At 71.1% G+C, this 16,887-nt stretch carries 14 protein-coding genes; 8 read left to right on the top strand and 6 right to left on the bottom strand.

All coding sequences use genetic code 11. The annotated features are described in order from the left end of the window. Positions 1-19: 19 nt before the first annotated feature. The gene (locus tag GT007_RS06240) at positions 20-2,140 is read right to left on the bottom strand and encodes a DEAD/DEAH box helicase (RefSeq protein WP_160120755.1); all 2,121 of its coding nucleotides are present in this window, start codon (positions 2,138-2,140) and stop codon (positions 20-22) included. A gap of 318 nt (positions 2,141-2,458) precedes the next feature. On the opposite strand from GT007_RS06240, the gene GT007_RS06245 reads away from it, so the two are divergent. Beyond that, entirely contained in the window at positions 2,459-3,181 is a 723-nt protein-coding gene (locus tag GT007_RS06245; RefSeq protein WP_160120715.1) for an alpha/beta fold hydrolase, read from the top strand. Positions 3,182-3,186: 5 nt separating this feature from the next. On the opposite strand, the gene GT007_RS06250 is transcribed toward GT007_RS06245, so the two are convergent. Continuing rightward, positions 3,187-3,654 carry a DUF3237 domain-containing protein gene (locus GT007_RS06250; protein ID WP_201451811.1) on the bottom strand — a complete coding sequence of 156 codons (468 nt, stop codon included), beginning with the start codon at positions 3,652-3,654 and terminating at the stop codon, positions 3,187-3,189. 109 nt (positions 3,655-3,763) lie between these two features. Here GT007_RS06250 and GT007_RS06255 point away from each other — a divergent pair, with 109 nt between their 5' ends. From GT007_RS06255 to GT007_RS06265, 3 genes are all read left to right on the top strand, one after another. After that, positions 3,764-4,372: a TetR/AcrR family transcriptional regulator gene (locus GT007_RS06255; RefSeq protein ID WP_160120716.1), complete on the top strand. Its 609-nt coding sequence runs from the start codon at positions 3,764-3,766 to the stop codon at positions 4,370-4,372. A 70-nt stretch (positions 4,373-4,442) separates the two neighbouring features. Beyond that, a complete protein-coding gene (locus GT007_RS06260) occupies positions 4,443-5,528 on the top strand; it encodes an efflux RND transporter periplasmic adaptor subunit (protein WP_160120717.1) in 1,086 nt (361 codons plus the stop codon). Continuing rightward, positions 5,528-8,593 carry an efflux RND transporter permease subunit gene (locus tag GT007_RS06265; protein ID WP_160120718.1) on the top strand — a complete coding sequence of 1,022 codons (3,066 nt, stop codon included), beginning with the start codon at positions 5,528-5,530 and terminating at the stop codon, positions 8,591-8,593. Before GT007_RS06260 ends, GT007_RS06265 begins: the two co-directional genes overlap by 1 nt. Before the next feature lies 1 nt (position 8,594). Here GT007_RS06265 and GT007_RS06270 read toward each other — a convergent pair whose 3' ends face one another. Beyond that, positions 8,595-9,659 (bottom strand): GGDEF domain-containing protein, encoded by a 1,065-nt coding sequence (locus GT007_RS06270; protein WP_160120719.1) that lies wholly within the window; start codon positions 9,657-9,659, stop codon positions 8,595-8,597. A gap of 126 nt (positions 9,660-9,785) precedes the next feature. Between GT007_RS06270 and GT007_RS06275 the strand changes: the two genes are divergently transcribed. Then, on the top strand, positions 9,786-10,943 hold the full coding sequence (locus GT007_RS06275; RefSeq protein WP_160120720.1) for an amidohydrolase: 1,158 nt from the start codon (positions 9,786-9,788) through the stop codon (positions 10,941-10,943). A gap of 18 nt (positions 10,944-10,961) precedes the next feature. Here GT007_RS06275 and GT007_RS06280 read toward each other — a convergent pair whose 3' ends face one another. Next, complete coding sequence (locus GT007_RS06280; RefSeq protein WP_160120721.1) at positions 10,962-11,930, bottom strand: alpha/beta hydrolase; 969 nt, start codon at positions 11,928-11,930, stop codon at positions 10,962-10,964. A gap of 121 nt (positions 11,931-12,051) precedes the next feature. On the opposite strand from GT007_RS06280, the gene GT007_RS06285 reads away from it, so the two are divergent. After that, positions 12,052-13,002, top strand: a complete 951-nt coding sequence (locus GT007_RS06285) for a Bug family tripartite tricarboxylate transporter substrate binding protein (RefSeq protein WP_160120722.1) — start codon at positions 12,052-12,054, stop codon at positions 13,000-13,002. 7 nt (positions 13,003-13,009) lie between these two features. Here GT007_RS06285 and GT007_RS06290 read toward each other — a convergent pair whose 3' ends face one another. Next, a complete protein-coding gene (locus GT007_RS06290; RefSeq protein WP_160120723.1) occupies positions 13,010-14,425 on the bottom strand; it encodes an MmgE/PrpD family protein in 1,416 nt (471 codons plus the stop codon). 102 nt (positions 14,426-14,527) lie between these two features. On the opposite strand from GT007_RS06290, the gene GT007_RS06295 reads away from it, so the two are divergent. Together GT007_RS06295 and GT007_RS06300 are read left to right on the top strand one after the other, a co-directional pair. Beyond that, positions 14,528-15,538: a lytic murein transglycosylase gene (locus GT007_RS06295; protein WP_160120724.1), complete on the top strand. Its 1,011-nt coding sequence runs from the start codon at positions 14,528-14,530 to the stop codon at positions 15,536-15,538. Next, positions 15,535-16,419, top strand: coding sequence for a septal ring lytic transglycosylase RlpA family protein (locus GT007_RS06300; RefSeq protein ID WP_160120725.1), 885 nt, complete (start codon positions 15,535-15,537; stop codon positions 16,417-16,419). The genes GT007_RS06295 and GT007_RS06300 overlap by 4 nt, the downstream gene beginning before the upstream one ends. A 6-nt stretch (positions 16,420-16,425) precedes the next feature. Here the strand turns inward: GT007_RS06300 and GT007_RS06305 are convergent, their stop codons facing one another. Next, positions 16,426-16,800, bottom strand: a complete 375-nt coding sequence (locus GT007_RS06305) for a hypothetical protein (protein WP_160120726.1) — start codon at positions 16,798-16,800, stop codon at positions 16,426-16,428. Positions 16,801-16,887 lie beyond the last annotated feature (87 nt).

Consider the following 16,887-nt stretch of genomic DNA (forward strand, 5'->3'; position numbering starts at 1 on the left):
CCCCGCCGCAAGTGCGCGATCAGTCGGCCGGGGTTTCGGCGGCCTTGGGCTTGCGCGGGGCGCGCACACGCTTGGGCTTGGCGGGCGCGTCCTCGGCCGTGGCGGCCTCGGCGACCACTTCCGCCACGGGGGCGGGGGCTTCCTCGGCGGCGGCCTTGGGCTTGCGGGGCGCGCGCACGCGCTTCGGCTTGGCCGGGGCTTCCTCGGCGGGGGCGGGGGCCGGTTCGGCCACCACTTCGGCGACAGCTTCCACCGCGGGGGCTTCCACCACCGCGGGGGGCTCGGCCACCTGGATCGCGATCACCTTGGGCTCAGGTGCCTTGGCCACCACCGGCTCGACCACCGCGACGACGGGGGCCTCGACCACAGGGGCTTCCGGGGCCTTGGCCTCGACCACAGAGACCTCGACCACGGGGGCCTCGGCACGCGGCGGTTGGGCGGCACGCGGAGCGCGACGCAGTTCCTCACGCTTGATGCCCAGGAACATGAAGGCCGGGATGCTGTCCCCGAAACCGCGCACCGGCGGGCCCAGGTCATCGTCACGGCGGCGGCGGTCGTCACGCGGACGGTCCTCGCGGGGGCGATCCTCGCGGCGGGGCCGCTCGTCACGGGCGAAACGCTCCTCACGGGGGCGTTCCTCGGCGCGCGGGCGCTCCTCGCGGGGCTCACGCGGCCGGTCCTCACGCGGGCGATCCTCGCGGGCACGGTCCTCACGGGCACGGTCCTCACGGCGGGGGCGGTCCTCGCGGCGGGGCTTGTCCTCACGCGGCTTTTCCTCGCGGGGGGCTTCCTCACGGGGGCGGTCGCGCTCGCGGCCACGGCCATCGCGGTCACGGCCGCCGTCGCGCCCGCCACGCCCACGGCCCGCATCGCGGCCCGCGTCACGCCCGCCGCGCCCACGGCCCTTGCGGGTCGCGGCCTCGGCCAGTTCCTCGTCGCTCACGGGGTCCAGCCCCGCGATCTCGATGCGGGGGATCGGCTTGCCCGTCAGCTTCTCGATGGCCGCGACGTAGCGCACGTCATCCGGCTCGGCCAGCGTATAGGCCACGCCCGTCAGGCCCGCGCGGCCGGTGCGGCCGATACGGTGGACGTAATCCTCGCTGTGGATCGGCACGTCGAAGTTGAACACGGCGGCCAGGCCGCCGATGTCGATGCCGCGCGCGGCCACGTCGCTGCACACCAGGTATTGCAGGTCGCCCGCCTTGAAGGCGGCCAGGGTCGAGAAGCGCACCGACTGGTCCAGGTCGCCATGCAGGGCGCCGACCTTGAAGCCGTGCTTCTTCATCGACTTGTACAGGATGTCGACATCGACCTTGCGGTTGCAGAAGATCAGCGCGTTCTGCACATCCATGGTCCGCAGCAGGCGGCGCAGCGCCTCGCGCTTGTCCTGGTGCTGCACATAGGCCAGCCCCGCCGTGATCGTCGTCGCCACCGAGGCGGGGGCCGAGACCGAGATCTGCTTCGGGTTGGACAGGAAGGCATCGGCCAGCTTGCGGATCTCGGGCGCCATGGTGGCGCTGAAGAACAGCGTCTGGCGCATGGGCGGCAGCATCGAGACGATGCGCTCCACATCCGGGATGAAGCCCATGTCCAGCATGCGGTCGGCTTCGTCGATCACCAGCAGCTTGCAATCCGCCAGCAGGATGCGCCCGCGGTCGAACAGGTCCAGCAACCGGCCCGGGGTGGCGATCAGCACGTCCACGCCCGATTCCAGCGCCGCCTTCTGCTCGTCCATGCTCTCGCCGCCGATCAGCAGCGCATGGTGCAGCGACAGGTACTTGCCGTACTTCACGAAATTCTCGGCCACCTGCAGGGCCAGTTCGCGCGTCGGCTCCAGGATCAGGCTGCGCGGCATCCGGGCCTTGGCCCGGGAGCCGGACAGGATCTCCATCATCGGCAGGGTGAAGCTGGCGGTCTTGCCGGTGCCGGTCTGGGCGCAGCCCAGAACGTCACGGCCCATCAGCACATAGGGAATGGCCTGGGCCTGGATCGGCGTGGGGTGGATATACCCCGCATCGGTGATGCCCCGCAGCAGCGTCTCGGACAGGCCAAGATCCGTGAAGAGGGGCTTCGCCTCCTCCGGAACCGGTTCAGGCGCGGCCTCAGCCGTCGTCTCCGGGGCAGCCTCGGCTGCCTCCATGGGGGAAGCCACGGCGATCGCGGCTTCGGTCTCGGCTTGTGTGTCCACGGTGGACGCTGCCTCGTGGGCTATGTCTTGGCTCAATGCAAACTCATCTTGCACAGGTGGGGAAACCACCAAGGGAATGACTGCCAACTGCCACGCGACGGAGCGGCCGGAACGGGCTGCCAGGCCATGCGTCTCGGGGGCATGGGCAGGGCGGCCTCGGGCGGGCCAGGCGCGGCTGGGGCAGGCCTTCCCGCCCCGCGACGCCCGCCATATGCGCTTAAGTGCCCGCTTCCGCAAGCAGAAGCTCTTGCCGCATGCCGCGTGTTGCGCATGACTGCCGCGATCATGACCATAAAACTGCTGCTTCTGCCCGGCCTGCTGTGCGATGCGCGGCTGTGGCGGGATATCCTGCCCCTGCTGCCGATGGCCGAACCGCTGGTGGCGGACCTGACCCTGGATGACGATCTGGGCGCGATCGCAGCCCGCGCCCTGGCCGCCGCCGATTCCGCCTGGGGCCCTGGCGCGCGCTTCGCGGTCGCGGGGCTTTCCATGGGCGGCTATGCGGCCTTCGCGCTGTGGCGGGCGGCCGCGCACCGCGTTTCGCACCTGGCCCTGCTGGACACCACCGCCCGCCCGGATACCGAAGAACAGAGCCGCAAGCGCCGCGCGCTGATGACGCTGTCGGAACAGGGGCAGTTCCGGGGCGTGACGCCCCGGCTGCTGCCGCAGCTGCTGCATGCCAGCCGCATCAGCAGCCCCCTGGCGCAGGATGTGATGGAGATGGCGGACCGGGTGGGCCATGCGGCCTTCCTACGCCAGCAGCGCGCGATCATGGGCCGCCCCGATTCGCGGCCCGGCCTGCCCGGCATCACCGTGCCCACCCTGGTGGGGGTGGGAGAGGCCGATGTGCTGACCCCCCCGAAGCTGGCCGACGAAATGGCCGCCGCCATCCCCGGGGCGGTGCTGCACCACTTCCCCGGCTGCGGCCACCTGCCCACCATGGAGGAACCGGCCCTGGTGGCCGGGGCCATGGCGGCGTGGCTGGCGCGCTAGGCGCCTTACTTCACCACATACAGGTCGTATTGCGGGCCGGTCGGCGGGCGCTGGCCGATGCCCACCACCACCACGCGGTTCAGCCAGGCCAGCGAGGGCTCCGCCGTTTCGAAGCGCGCGGTCACGCGGAAGTAGTACTGGTCCACAGGCACGGCCTCGCCACGGCCCAGCGCCGCCAGAACCTCCGGCGGGCCGGCGCGGAAGCCGTTGTATTGCAGAAAGAGGTGCGCGCCGCTTTCCGTGCGCAGCGTCAGCTTCACGTCGATATGGGTGGTGCCGTCGGGCTCGATGCGCAGCCAGTCGGCGCTGGCACCCGCCACCACCTCGGCATTCAGGCCGGGGCCGGTGGCCGTGCCGCCGATCACGGGCACGATGCGCAGGTCGTGCTTGCCGGCATCGCCGACCGGGGCGGGGGCGCCCACCTTCAGTGCCAGGGTGCACAGGAACTCGGTGTTGACGGGCAGAGGCGCCATGATCGTTTCCTTGTTATAAGGGTTGCGCAGCGTGCCGGGCCGTTTCGCGCTGGACAAGCCATCGCAGGACACATAGATAACTGATGATTTTTGAAATTCATCACAAGCCATGACCACCGCAGCCGACGCCACCCGCGCCCGCATCGCCGACACGGCCGAGGCCCTGTTCCGCAGCATGGGCTATCAGAAGACCGCGGTGGCCGACATCGCGCGCGAACTGGGCATGTCCCCGGCCAATATCTACCGGTTTTTCCCTTCGAAAAGCGCGATCAACGAGGCGATCTGCGCCCGGCTTCTGAGCAATATCGCCACCCGGGTGGAGGAGATCGCGGCCGGCCCCGGCAGCGCCGAAGCCCGGCTGCGCCAGTTGATGCAGGCGCTGCTGGCCTCCTGCCTCGACGTGTTCTTCACCGAAAAGCGCATGCACGACATGGTTTCGGCCGCGATGGAGGAGCATTGGGCCTCCATCACCCTGTTCCTGGACCGGCTGATCGCCGCCCTGCGGCGCTGCGTGGCGGATGGCATGGCCAGCGGCGAGTTCGCCCCGGGCGACGCGGACCAGGCGGCGATGATCCTGAAACTCTGCACGCTGGCCTGGTATCATCCTCAACTCATTGAGGATTGCCTGAACATGCCGGGCGAACGCCAGGATATGGCGGCAGGGCTGGAAGGCGCCTTGTCGCTGCTGATCGCGGGGCTGAAGCGCGGCTCCCGCTGACCTTTCAGTAACGACTGTTGATTTTCAAAAATCGTCAGGCCATACAGGCGGCGCAGCCAGGACGGATTCCATGCGCCCCATCGCCACCCTCTCGCTTCTTCTGCTGTTGGCCGCCTGCAAGGCCGACCAGGCGGCGGAGGCCCCGCACCAGGAACCACCCACCCCCGTCCAGCTGACCGAATACCGCCCGGCCCCCACCGAGCGCCCGGCGAACCTGACCGGCGTGATCCGCGCCCGGCGGGAGGCCGATCTGGGCTTCCGCGCCGGCGGGCGCATCGCCGAGCGCCTGGTGAACCTGGGTGAGCGCGTGCGGGAGGGCGATGTGCTGGCCCGCCTCGATGCCCGCGACCTCGACCTGTCCCTGCGCGCGGCCGAGGCCGATCTGGCCGCCGCCGAGGCGCAATCCGTCCAGGCCGCCAATGATGCCACGCGCTCCGCGCAGCTGCTGGCGGCGGGGCATGTGGCGCCCGCCTTCAACGACCAGCGCGTGGCCGCCGCCCGGGCGGCGCGTGAACGGGTGGCGAGCGCCGCCGCCAACCGCAACCTGGCCCGCAACCGCCTCTCCTACGCCACGCTGGTCGCACCCGCCGATGGTGTCGTCACCGCCATCCTGGCCGAATCCGGCCAGGTGGTGGCCGAGGGCACGCCCGTGATGCGCCTGGCCAACCCGGCCGAGCGCGAGATCCTGGTCCAGGTGCCCGAAACCCTGACCGAACGCCTGACCGACCCCAGCGCCTCCGCCAGTTTCTGGGCCCGGCGCGACGACCGGCTGCCGGTCGCCCTGCGAGAACTGGCCGCCCAGGCGGAACCCGGCCTGCGCACCTATGCCGCGCGCTTCTCCATCCCCAACGCGCCGGACTGGGCGCAGCTGGGCATGACCGCCACCGTGCACCTGCCCGCGCGCGGCGGCATGGCGGCGCGCATCCCGCTCTCGGCGCTGCATGACCGGGGGCAGGGGCCCATGGTCTGGGCGCTGGAGGGCAGAGACCGCGTGCGCGCCGTGCCCGTCACCGTCCTCACCCTGGCCGAGACCACCGCCACCGTCACCGCCGACCTGCCGGGCGGCGCGCGCATCATCGCCATGGGCCCACAGCTGCTCGGCCCCGAAAGCCGGGTGCGCCCGGTGGACCAGCGCCTGGCGGGCACGCTGCGCTGATGCACACGCGGATCAATCCTTCGGAGTGGGCGATCCGCAACGGCGCGCTCACCCTGTTCGCCATGATCCTGGTGCTGGCCATGGGCTTCATGGCCTGGAACCGGCTGGGCCGGGCCGAGGACCCGGGCTTCACCATCAAGGTGATGGTGATCCAGGCGCAATGGCCCGGCGCCAGCGCCGCCGAGGTGCAGGACCAGGTGCTGGACCGCATCGAGGGCCGCTTGCAGGACCTCGCCTTCATCGACACGCTGCAGAGCTTCTCGCGCCCCGGCGTGGGCACCATCACGCTGACGCTGCGCGACGACACGCCGGCGCGGCTGGTGGCCGATTTGTGGTACCAGGTGCGCAAGAAGGTGGGCGACATGCGCGCCCAACTGCCCAGCGGCGTCATCGGCCCCTTCTTCAACGACGAATATTCCGACGTCTATTCCGCTGTCATCGCGCTGACGGGTGCGGACAACGCCGAGCTGGCGCGCCAGGGTGAGCGCCTGCGCATCCGCCTGCGCCGCATCCCCGGCGTGGAGAAGGTGGTGCTGGACGGCGAGCAGCCCCAGCGCGTGCATGTGGAGGTCAGCCACGCGCGCCTGGCCACGCTGGGTATCGCGCCCGACGTGATCATCACCGCCCTGCAACGGCACAACCCCGTCACCCCGGGCGGCACGGTGGAAACCGGCTCCACCCGCATCAACCTGCGCCTGCCCGATGGGCTGGACGGGATCGAGAGCGTGGGCGCCACCCCCATCCCGCTCGATGGCCGCACCATCCGCCTGGCCGACATCGCCACCATCACCCGCGGCGTGGCCGACCCGCCGAGCACCGCCATCCGCTTCCGGCGGGATGGGGCGGTGCTGCTCTCGGTGGTGAAGGAGCGCGGCGTGGACGTGCTGCGCCTGGGTGCCGCGCTGGAGGCGGAGCTGGACCGGATCCGCCGCGAATTGCCGGCGGGGCTGGCGCTCAGCCTCGTCTCCGACCAGCCGCACATCGTGCGGGAGAGCGTGAACGAGTTCCTGGTAAAACTGGGCGCGGCGCTGGGCGTGGTGCTGGTGATCAGCTTCCTGTCGCTGGGCTTCCGGCCGGGGATCATCGTGGCGCTGTCGGTGCCGCTGACCCTCTCGCTCGTCTTCGCCTTCATGCTGTGGCGGGGGACGGAGCTGGAGCGCATCTCCCTCGGCGCGCTGATCCTGGCGCTGGGCTTGCTGGTGGATGACGCGATCATCGCCATCGAGGCCATGCTGGTGAAGCTGGAACAGGGCTGGGACAAGGTGCGGGCCGCGGGTTTCGCCTGGACCTCCACCGCCGGGCCCATGCTGACCGGCACGCTGATGACCGTGGCGGGCTTCATTCCGGTGGGCTTCGCCAATTCCACCTCCGGCGAATACGCGGGCGGCATCTTCTGGGTGGTGGGCGCGGCACTGATCGCCAGCTGGGTCGTGGCGGTGGTGTTCACCCCCTGGCTGGGCGCGGCCATGCTGCGCGTGGCCCCGCATATCGGGCATGACCCGTATCAGGGCCGGTTCTCCCGCGTCCTGCGCGCGGCCGTGTCGGCCTGCGTGCGCTTCCGCTGGCTGGTGATGGCGCTGACCGTCGCCCTGCTCGTGGTGGGCTTCGTCGGCATGGGGATGACGCGCAAGCAGTTCTTTCCCGTCTCCCAGCGGTTGGAGATCCTGGTGGATGTGGACCTGCGCCAGGGCGCCAGCTTTGGCGCGACCGACGACGTGATCCGCCGGCTGGAAGCGGCGGTGGCCGATGACCCGGATGTGCGGCACTACACCGCCTATCTGGGCGCCGGCGCGCCGCGCTTCTTCCTGGCGCTGAACCCCGACCTGCCCAATGAGGCCTTCGGCAAGCTGATCATCGAGACCCGCGATCTGGCGGCGCGTGAGCGCCTGCGCAGCCGCCTGATCCAGATGGTGCAGGATGGCGCCTTCACCGAGGCGCGGGTGCGGGTCTCGCGCCTCGATTTCGGCCCGCCGGTCTCCTATCCCGTGCAGTTCCGGTTGATGGGGCCGGATGCGAACGTGCTGCGGCGGCTGGGCGATGAATGGGTGCATGCCCTGAACACAGTCCCCGGCGCCCGCGCCGCCCAGACGGATTGGAACGAGCGCGCGCCGGCCGTCCGGCTGGAACTGGACCTGCCGCGCCTGGCGCAGTTGGGCCTGTCGCCGCAGGCGGTGGCCAATTCGCTGGGGGCGCTGATCTCGGGCGTCACGGCCACCCAGATCCGCGAGGGCAACCGCCAGGTGGATGTGGTGCTGCGCGCCCCGCCCGAGGAACGGATGAGCCTGTCGCAATTGCCGGACCTGACGCTGGCCACGCCGGCGGGGCCCGTGCCGCTGTCGCAGGTGGCCCGGCTGGTGCCCGCGATGGAGGAGCCCATCCTGTGGCGCCGCAACCGCGAGCCCTTCATCACCATCCGCTCCGATATCCTGCCCGGTTATCAGGCGCCGGACGTGACCAACGCCGCCCTGCCGCTGCTGGCGCCCCTGGTCGCCGCCCTGCCGCCCGGATACCGGATGGAGGTGGGCGGCGCGCTGGAACAATCGGCCAAGGCCAATGCCAGCCTGTTCGTGCTGTTCCCGGTGATGCTGGCGGTGATGGCCGCGCTGCTGATGCTGCAATTGCGCCATTTCGGCCGCGCGGCGCTGGTCTTCGCCACGGCACCGCTGGGCATCCCGGGGGCCGCGGCGGCGCTGCTGCTGTTCGATGCCCCCTTCGGCTTCGTGGCGCTGCTGGGCGTGATCGCACTGGCGGGGATGATCATGCGCAACACGCTGATCCTGGTGGACCAGGTGCAGCAGGACCTGGAAGCCGGGCATGATCTGCGGGAGGCGATCGTGGAAAGCGCCGTGCGCCGCGCCCGCCCGGTGGTGCTGACGGCACTGGCCGCCATCCTGGCCTTCATCCCGCTGACGCAATCCGCCTTCTGGGGCCCGATGGCGGCGGCCATGATCGGCGGTTTGACGGTGGCGACGGTGGTGACGCTGTTCGTGGTGCCGGCCCTGTATGGGCTGGCGCTGCGCCAACCGGCGCGGGAGCCGGAGGCGCTGCCCACCCCCGCCGAGTGAACTACGCCCAGCGCTGCGCGCGGAGCTGTTCCTCGCCGCAGACGCGGTTCCGCCCGCCTTCCTTGGCGCGGTACATCGCCTGGTCGGCACGCTTCAGGAAGGCCGCCACCGGCTCTCCGCCGCGATAGGCCGCGACGCCGAAGCTGGCGGTGATATTGCCCAGCTGGTCGCCCGTGGTGCGCACCGTCAGCGTCTGGGTGGAGACGGCGAGGCGCGTCCGCTCCGCGATCTGCATCGCCTGGCCCGCCAGCGTGCCGGGCAGCAGCACGGCGAATTCCTCGCCGCCGAAGCGCGCGGCCAGATCCCGCTCCCGCAGCAGGGAGGCGACGGTGATCGCGGTGCGCCGCAGCACCGCGTCGCCCACCGGGTGGCCCCAGCGGTCGTTGATGGATTTGAAATGGTCGATGTCCAGCAGGATCATCGCCAGGGGCTGGTCGCTCTCGGTCGCCTGGGCGGTCAGGGCGCGCAGCTGCGCGTCGAAGGCGCGGCGGTTGGGCAGGCCGGTCAGGGCGTCGGTGTTGGCCTCCCGCCGGGTGTCCTCCAGCTCTCCGCGCAGGGATTCGATCTGCTGGGCGGAATGGGCGATCTTGCGGCCCATCTCATGGGTGCGGCGGGTCATCTCCCGCGCCTCATCCACCAGCCGGGCCAGCACGGATTGCAGGCGTTCGGGGTTGCGCAGCGCCTCGGCCGACAGCTCGTTCAGGGAATCGCCGAAGGCCACGGCATCGGCGCCATGCTCAGCCATGATGCCCAGCGCCTCCCTCAGCGTGCCGGAGATGCGCGACAGCGCGTTGGACAGCGCGCCGAATTCCGCCTGCGGCTGGAAGAAGCGGGCCGAGAGTTCCTCCATGACCGAGTCGCTGATCCGGCCGCGGGCCTGCGCCAGCTCCAGCGCATGGGACAATCCGGGCTTCTGGCCCGCATGGAATTCATACCAGATGTTATAGTTGGGCGGGCTGGGCGGCAGCCCGTGCTCCTGCAGGGAGGCGATCGCGGCCCGGGCATGGGCCGTGATCTGCAGCAGGCGCTGGGCCCGTGTGGTGGGGGACTGGAGTGCGAGCGCCATGCGACCTCCCGCGACGTGGTGAATGGGGCAGAGGCAAGCTGCCATGGCCGAATGAACAATGCGTAAGCACTGCCGGCACCATCTGCGGGCTGGGCAATGGGGCCGTGGCCTCGTAACTTGGGGGTCATGGACCCTGAACTTCACGCCCGCCTTGCCGCCTGGCGCCGCCATCTGCACGCCAACCCCGGCCTGACCCTGCATGAGCAGGACACCGCAGCCTTTGTTGTCGAGAAGCTGAAGGAGATGGGGGTGAGCGAGATCACCCCCGGCGTCGGCGGCCATGGCGTGGTGGCGACGCTGCGGCGGGGCGATGGCTCCAACCGCGCCGTGGGGCTGCGGGCGGATATGGACGCGCTGCCGATCCAGGAAATCAGCCAGGACCTGCCCTGGGCCAGCAAAAACCCCGGCGTGATGCATGCCTGCGGGCATGACGGCCACACCGCCGCCCTGCTGGGCGCGGCCCAGCTGCTGCTGAACGACCCGAGCTGGACCGGCACCGTGCAGCTGGTGTTCCAGCCCGCCGAGGAAGGTGGCGGCGGCGCCCGCAAGATGATCGCCGAGGGCCTGTTCCAGCGCTTCCCGATGGAGCGCATCTTCGGCTGGCACAACTGGCCCGGCCTGCCCACCGGCACCATCGCCGTGCACGACAGCGCCGTGATGGCCGCGGGCGCGCGGTTCGAGATGCGCTTCACCGGCCATGGCGGCCACGCCGCCCTGCCGCACCTGACGCATGACGCCATGCTGGGCCTGGGCCATGCCATCGTCGCGTTGCAATCGGTGGTGTCGCGCGGGCTCGATCCGCTGCGCAGCGGCGTGGTCTCCCTGACCATCGCCAAGGCGGGCGAGGCGCAGAACCAGATCACCGAATGGGCGGAGCTCAAGGGCACCGCCCGCTGGCTGCATGAGGAAGTGGGCCAGACGATCGAGCGCCGGATGGGCGAGATCGCCCAGGGCATCGCCGCCGCCTTCAACCTGCAGGTGGATTTCAAGTTCCGCCAGGGCGTGGCCGTGACGGCCAACCACCCCGCCGAGCGCGATTTGGCCGCCGCCGCCGGCGCGCTGGTCGCCCCCGTGACGCGCGACGTGCAGCCCGCCATGACCGGCGAGGATTTCTCCTGGTATCTGAAGGAAGTGCCGGGCGCCTTCGTCTGGATCGGCAATGGCCCGACCGATGGCGGCCGCGAACTGCACAACGCCAATTACGACTTCAACGACGAAGCCCTGCCGGCGGCCAGCGGCTTCCTGGCCAGTGTCGCGAAGAAGGCGCTGGCGGGCGAGGGCTGAACCCTCGCCCCCGGGCATTCAGGCGAACAGCTTCGCCATCCACCGCCCGGCCGCCGCCACCGAGGCGTCGGCCGCGCCGATCACCCCAGTGCCGCGCAGGAAGCCGTGCACCACGCCGGGGAAGATGTGCGTCTCCACCGGCACGCCCGCCTTCTCCAGCGCCGCGGCCATCGCGTAGTTCTCGCTGGCCAGCACATCGAGGCCCGCGACATGCACCTGGCAGGGCGGCAGCCCGGCCAGGTTGGCCCGCAGCGGCGAGGCCAGCGGGTTCAGCCGCCCCGCCGCATCGGGGCAATAGGCGCGCCAGTAGAAATCCATCTTGGCCAGGGTCAGGCCATAGCCCTCGGCGAATTCGCGGTAGCTGTCCGTGGTCAGCGGGTGGTCGAACACGCCATAGTTCAGCAGCAGGCCGCGCAGGGGCAGTGGCGCGCCGCAATCCCGGTTCAGCAGCCCCACCGCCGCCGAGAGATTGCCCCCCGCGCTGTCACCGCCCACGATGATGCGCGTGCCGTCCAGGCCGAGGGACACACCCTCCCGCGCCACCCAGCGCACCACATCCATCGATTCATGCAAGGCCTGGGGGAACACCGCCTCCGGCGACAGGGCGTAGTCCACCAGCAGCACGGCGGCGCCGCTGGCGGCGGCGTATTCGCGGGCCAGCCGGTCATGGCTGTCGATGCTGCCCCACACCCAGCCGCCGCCATGCAGATAGACCAGCACGGGCAGGGGCCCGGCCGCCGCCGGCTTGTGCAGCCGGCACAGTAGCCGCCGCCCCCGGATGGGCAGCCAGATCTCGCGGCTTTCGGCCATCACCGGCCCGCCCGGCTCCAGCGGCGCGGAGAGCAGGTCGTTCACCCGGCGCGGCTCATCGAAGGGCCCGCCGCGCGGATCGGCCGGAATCACCAGGGCGGGCAGGGCCTTGGCGCGCTCGGCCAGCGCCTGGGTATAGGCGGCCATGTCGGCGTCCATGCGGGGGTCCAGGGGCATCGGCTTCTCCATATTCTGTCGGACAATGCCGCCAGCGAGCCCCAAGCCGCGCGGGCAGGCAAGGGTGCCCCGCCGGGTTTTGTGGCTTGCGCGCCGGGGTGGGCGGCGAAATCATCGCGCCATGATCGTCCGCCGAACCCTCCTGGCCGCCACGCTGGCCCCCATGGCCGCGCAGGCCCAATCCTGGCCCAGCCGGCCCATCGCGCTGGTGGTGCCGTTCCCCGGGGGCGGGTCGCTCGACATCATCACCCGCATCCTGCAACCCCGCCTGGCGGAGATGCTGGGCGGCAGCGTGGTGGTGGACAACCGCCCCGGGGGTGCGACCGTGATCGGCACCGATGTGGTGGCCAAGGCCGCGCCCGACGGCCACGCGCTGCTGGTCATGGCCAACAGCTTCACCATCAACGCGACGCTGCTGCCCAACACCCCCTTCGATGCCCGGCGGGATTTCACCGGGGTGGGCAGCATCGGCTTCAACCCGCATGTGCTGATCACCGCGCCCAACGCCCCCTGGCGCGACCTGGCGGCCCTGCGCCGCCTGCCGCCCGCGCAGAGCCTGACCTATGCCTCCTTCGGGCAGGGCACCTCCTCGCATCTGGGGGGCGAGAGCCTGCGCCTGGCCACGGGGTTGACCATGACGCATGTACCCTATCGCGGCGCGGCACCCGCGCAGGTGGATGTGGCGGCCGGCCGGGTGGACGTGATGTTCAGCAACCTGCCGGATGCCCTGCCGCTGATCCGCGACGGGCGGCTGCGCGCCCTGGCGGTGGCGGATGCGCAGCGCCACCCCGCCATGCCCGATGTGCCGACCCTGGCGGAGCTGGGCCTGCCGCAGGTCGTGTCCAATTCCTGGTTCGCCATGGTGGCGCGGGCGGGCACGCCGCAGGGCGTGCTGGAAAAACTGAACGAGGCCCTGAACGCCGCCCTGGCCGAGCCCGCCATCCGCACCCGCTTCGAGGAGCTGGGCTTCACGCCCAACCCCATGCGCCTGCGCGCCTTCAACGAATTCCTCACCGAGGAATTCACCCGCAACGCCCGGCTGATCCGCGAGGGCGGGATCACGCCGGGCTGATCGCGCCTTACTCGCCCGCCAGGCGGCTGACCTGGGCGGGCACGCCCAGACGCAGCATCGCGTGCACATCCGGCGCGCTCTCCAGGCCCAGGATGGCATCCGCCAGGCGCGTGGCCTGGTCGGCGCCCAGCACCGCGTCGGACAGGGCGTGGAACTTCTGCCGCAGTTCGGCCTCGGTCAGGAAGTTGGCGGGTTCGCCCTTGGGCACCACCACCTTCTTCATGAAGGTCTGGCCGCGCGCCACCAGCGTGACCTTGCCGGACATGTTGGCGGGGAACTCGGCCTCGATCTCCGGGTCGAACTCGGTGAAGATCTTCGGCATCAGGGCGCGCAGCGTGGGGTCCTGCAGCTTCTCGTAGCTGTCCCAGCCGAAATGGCCATAGGCGAGCGCGTTGGCCACCACGAAGGGGCCGCTGAACTGGCCATCCACCACATTCTGCGGGTTCTGCTTGTAGGCGATCGGGTCGCCCACCAGGCGCATGCCGGCGGCCGGCAGGCCCATGGTCACGCGCTCGATCTCCTCCGGCTTCAGGCCCAGCTCGGCACGCAACGCCAGCGCCGCGTCCACGCTGGCATGGCCATAGCGGCAGGAGGGGTACGGCTTCACCGCCGTCTCCATCAGCTCGAACTGCGTGCCCAGATCCTGCACGGCGCGGGCGGGCGTCGGGTTGGGGGCGTAGGCCTTGAAGAAGCCGATCTTGCCCTCCAGCGCCTGGCCGGCGCCACGGAAGCCCTCGCGCGCCAGCAGCGCGGCCGACAGGCCCGACATGGAGGCCCAACCCACCTGGAACCGCTTGGTCCAGGCGCCGTTGTTCAGGAAGGCGAGGCTGCCGGCCGACTGGCTCAGCGCGATGCCGATCGCGTCCTCGGTCGCGGCCGCATCCAGGCCGAACACCCGGGCGGCGGCCACAGCCGCGCCGAAGCAGCCGCAGGTGGCGGTGGGGTGGAAGCCGCGGGCATAATGCTCGCCGCCCGGCAGCGCGAGCGAGAGGCGGTTCGTCACCTCATAGCCCGCCACGATGGCGGCCAGCACGTCCTCGCCCTTCGCGCCCACGATCTCGCCGGCGGCGAAAGCGGCCGGGATCACGGGCGCGCCTGGGTGCAGGGTGCCGGCGGCGTGGGTGTCGTCGAAATCCAGGCTGTGGGCGAAGGCGCCGTTCAGCAGGGCCGCGCCCACGGGCGTCCAGCGGCTGGCCTCGCCCAGCACCACATGGTTGCCGCCCGACAGGCCCATGGCGCGGGCCGCGGCCAGCAGGGGGGCGCTGCTCTCGGCGTCCACCCGGCCGCGCAGCATGTTGCCCGCCAGGTCGAGGACGAGAAAACGTGTGCGCTCCCGCACATCGGCGGGCAGGGCGCCGAAGCGGATGCCCGCCGCGTATTCAGCGAAAATCCTGGTTACCGGCACTGTGTCGGCAGCGGTCATCTTGGGGTCCTCCAGTTCTGGGGGCCAGTCTAGCGCCCGGTGCATAGGTTGGAAAAGCCGGGAAGGTTGCGGCACGCGGCTGGGCTGTGGCACTGGAATGCCATGCTCATGCATCGCAGGGCCCTGAATGGCGCCGCACTCCATGGCGGCCTTCTGGCCCTTTCCCTTCCGATCCCCGCCCTTGCCCAACCGGCCGGGAGCTTCGAGGCCTTCCTCGCCGGCATCCGGCGGGAGGCCCGGCAGGCCGGCATCTCGGAAACCACGGTTTCCCGCGCGCTTTCGGGCATCCGCCCCAATGAGCGCGTGCTGGAACTGGACCGTCGCCAGCCGGAATTCACCATCACCTGGCAGCAATACCGGGATGGCCGCCTGTCCTTCACCCGCATCGAGGCGGGGCGCCGCGCCTATGCCGACCAGCGCAACCTGCTGCGGCAGGTGGAGGCCCGCACCCGAGTCTCGGCCAAGATCATCATGGGGATCTGGGGGCTGGAGACGAATTACGGCGGCTTCACCGGTAATTTCAACGTGATCGAGGCGCTCGCCACCCTGGCCTGGGAGGGCCGGCGCGCCGCCTTCTTCAAGAACGAGCTGATGGCCGCGCTGCGCATCCTGGATGGCGGGCATGTGAGCGTGGAGCGCATGCGCGGCAGCTATGCCGGCGCCATGGGCCAGCCGCAGTTCATGCCCAGCAGCTTCGAGCGCTTCGCGCTGGATTTCGACGGCGACGGCCGCAAGGACATCTGGGGCAGCACCGCCGACGCGCTGGGCAGCATCGGCCATTACCTGGCCCGCAATGGCTGGCGTGAGGGCGAGGGCTGGGGCTACGAGGTGGTGCTGCCGGCGGGCTTCAACACGGGCATGGCCGAGCCTTCCCGCCCGCGCGGGGCGGGGGAATGGCCGGCGGTGGCGGAATGGGCGCGCATGGGCGTGCGGCGGGCCGATGGCGGGCCGCTGCAGGGCAGCCAGGCCGGGCTGATCATCCCGGCCAACCAGGCGGGCGGCGCGATGCAGGCGTTTCTGGCCCTGCCGAATTTCCACGCCATCCGGCGCTACAACCCCTCCAACTACTACGCCCTGACCGTGGGCATGCTGGGCGACCGGGTGACGGCATGAGGCGGCTCGTCCTTCTGGGACTGCTGGCGCTGGGCGCCTGCACCCGCACGCCCCCGCCGCCGGAACCCCAGCCGCGCTATGAGGTGGGGCAGGGCTATCAGCTGGGCGGCGTGTGGTCCTATCCGCGAGAGGACTTCACCCTGAACGAGACGGGGCTGGCCGTGATCCAGCCCATGGCTCCGCCGCGCCGCACCAGCAATGGCGAGGTGTTCGACGCCAGGGCCATGATGGCCGCCCACCGCACCCTGCAACTGCCCGCGATCGTGCGGGTGACGAACCTGGAAAACGGCCGGGTGCTGGTGCTGCGGGTGAATGACCGCGGGCCGGTGCAGCCCGGGCGCATCCTGGGCGTCAGCCAGCGCGCGGGCGAATTGCTGGGCGTGCGCCCCGGCGCCAGCTTCCAGGTGCGGGTGCAGGTGGAGGCCGAGCCGAGCCGCGCGCTCTCATTGGGCCTGGCCGGGGATCAGCCGCGCATCGCCATCCAGGCCGCCCCGGTGGGCCGGGTGGAGCGCGAGAGCCTGGACGCCCCCGCCGGCGCCCGCGTCGCAGCCCCACGCGCGGCGAACCGCCCGCAGGCGGGGCGCGAGATCGTGGAGGCCTCGACCCCCGACATGCCACCGCTGCGCCTGCCGGAACGGCCGGAGCAAGGCTATGCCAGCCCCGGGCGCCTGGTGGTGGATGTGGGGAACTTCTTCACCCACTCGCTGGCGGCCCGGCAGGCCGCGCGGGTGGGCGGACGGGTGGAGGCGGTCGGCCCGCGCTCCCGCCAGCAGGAATACCGCGTGCGGATGGGCCCCTATACGACCGTGCCCGAGGCGGATGCCGCCTGGGGCCGGGCGCGGGCCGCCGGCGTGGCGGATCCGCGCATCCTGGTGGAATAGCCCGCCTTACCAGTGGCGGTGGTGATGGTGGCCATAGCCACCCCAGCGCACCGGGCGCCCGTAATAGGCGGGCGGCGGAGGCGGCGCGTAATAGGCCGGGGGCGGCGCGTACACCACGCGCGGCGGGGGCGCGTAATAGACCGGCGGCGGCGCATAGACCGGGGCAGGGGCATAGTAGACCGGCGGCGGGGGCGGCGGCGCATAGGCATAGGCCGGCGCCGACAGGGCGGCGGCCCCCAGCGCCAGGGCGCCCAGCCCCAGGATGGTGCCGGCCACGACGGCGCCACCGCGCCCGTCATAGGCCTGGGCGGCGGGTGCGGCGGCCGCGCCCAGCACGGCAACCACAGGCAGGGCGACAAGCAGCTTCTTGATCGCGGTCATCTTGGGCCTCTTGTGGTTCGAGATTTCCATGACCTAAGCATGCCACCGAATAAAAGGCGGGTTTGTGGCAAGGAATGGGTGATGTCG

It is taken from the genome of Rhodovarius lipocyclicus, assembly GCF_009900765.1.
GTDB classification, from domain to species: domain Bacteria; phylum Pseudomonadota; class Alphaproteobacteria; order Acetobacterales; family Acetobacteraceae; genus Rhodovarius; species Rhodovarius lipocyclicus.

Excerpts from the sequence above, each read along its gene's own strand:
- GT007_RS06270 (WP_160120719.1), bottom strand. The coding sequence starts at position 9,659 with ATGGCGCTCGCACTCCAGTCCCCCACCACACGGGCCCAGCGCCTGCTG.
- GT007_RS06305 (WP_160120726.1), bottom strand. The coding sequence starts at position 16,800 with ATGACCGCGATCAAGAAGCTGCTTGTCGCCCTGCCTGTGGTTGCCGTG.
- GT007_RS06280 (WP_160120721.1), bottom strand. The coding sequence starts at position 11,930 with ATGCCCCTGGACCCCCGCATGGACGCCGACATGGCCGCCTATACCCAG.
- GT007_RS06250 (WP_201451811.1), bottom strand. The coding sequence starts at position 3,654 with ATGGCGCCTCTGCCCGTCAACACCGAGTTCCTGTGCACCCTGGCACTG.
- GT007_RS06285 (WP_160120722.1), top strand. The coding sequence starts at position 12,052 with ATGATCGTCCGCCGAACCCTCCTGGCCGCCACGCTGGCCCCCATGGCC.
- GT007_RS06295 (WP_160120724.1), top strand. The coding sequence starts at position 14,528 with ATGCTCATGCATCGCAGGGCCCTGAATGGCGCCGCACTCCATGGCGGC.
- GT007_RS06290 (WP_160120723.1), bottom strand. The coding sequence starts at position 14,425 with ATGACCGCTGCCGACACAGTGCCGGTAACCAGGATTTTCGCTGAATAC.
- GT007_RS06275 (WP_160120720.1), top strand. The coding sequence starts at position 9,786 with ATGGACCCTGAACTTCACGCCCGCCTTGCCGCCTGGCGCCGCCATCTG.
- GT007_RS06240 (WP_160120755.1), bottom strand. The coding sequence starts at position 2,140 with ATGGAGGCAGCCGAGGCTGCCCCGGAGACGACGGCTGAGGCCGCGCCT.
- GT007_RS06245 (WP_160120715.1), top strand. The coding sequence starts at position 2,459 with ATGACTGCCGCGATCATGACCATAAAACTGCTGCTTCTGCCCGGCCTG.
- GT007_RS06255 (WP_160120716.1), top strand. The coding sequence starts at position 3,764 with ATGACCACCGCAGCCGACGCCACCCGCGCCCGCATCGCCGACACGGCC.
- GT007_RS06260 (WP_160120717.1), top strand. The coding sequence starts at position 4,443 with ATGCGCCCCATCGCCACCCTCTCGCTTCTTCTGCTGTTGGCCGCCTGC.
- GT007_RS06265 (WP_160120718.1), top strand. The coding sequence starts at position 5,528 with ATGCACACGCGGATCAATCCTTCGGAGTGGGCGATCCGCAACGGCGCG.
- GT007_RS06300 (WP_160120725.1), top strand. The coding sequence starts at position 15,535 with ATGAGGCGGCTCGTCCTTCTGGGACTGCTGGCGCTGGGCGCCTGCACC.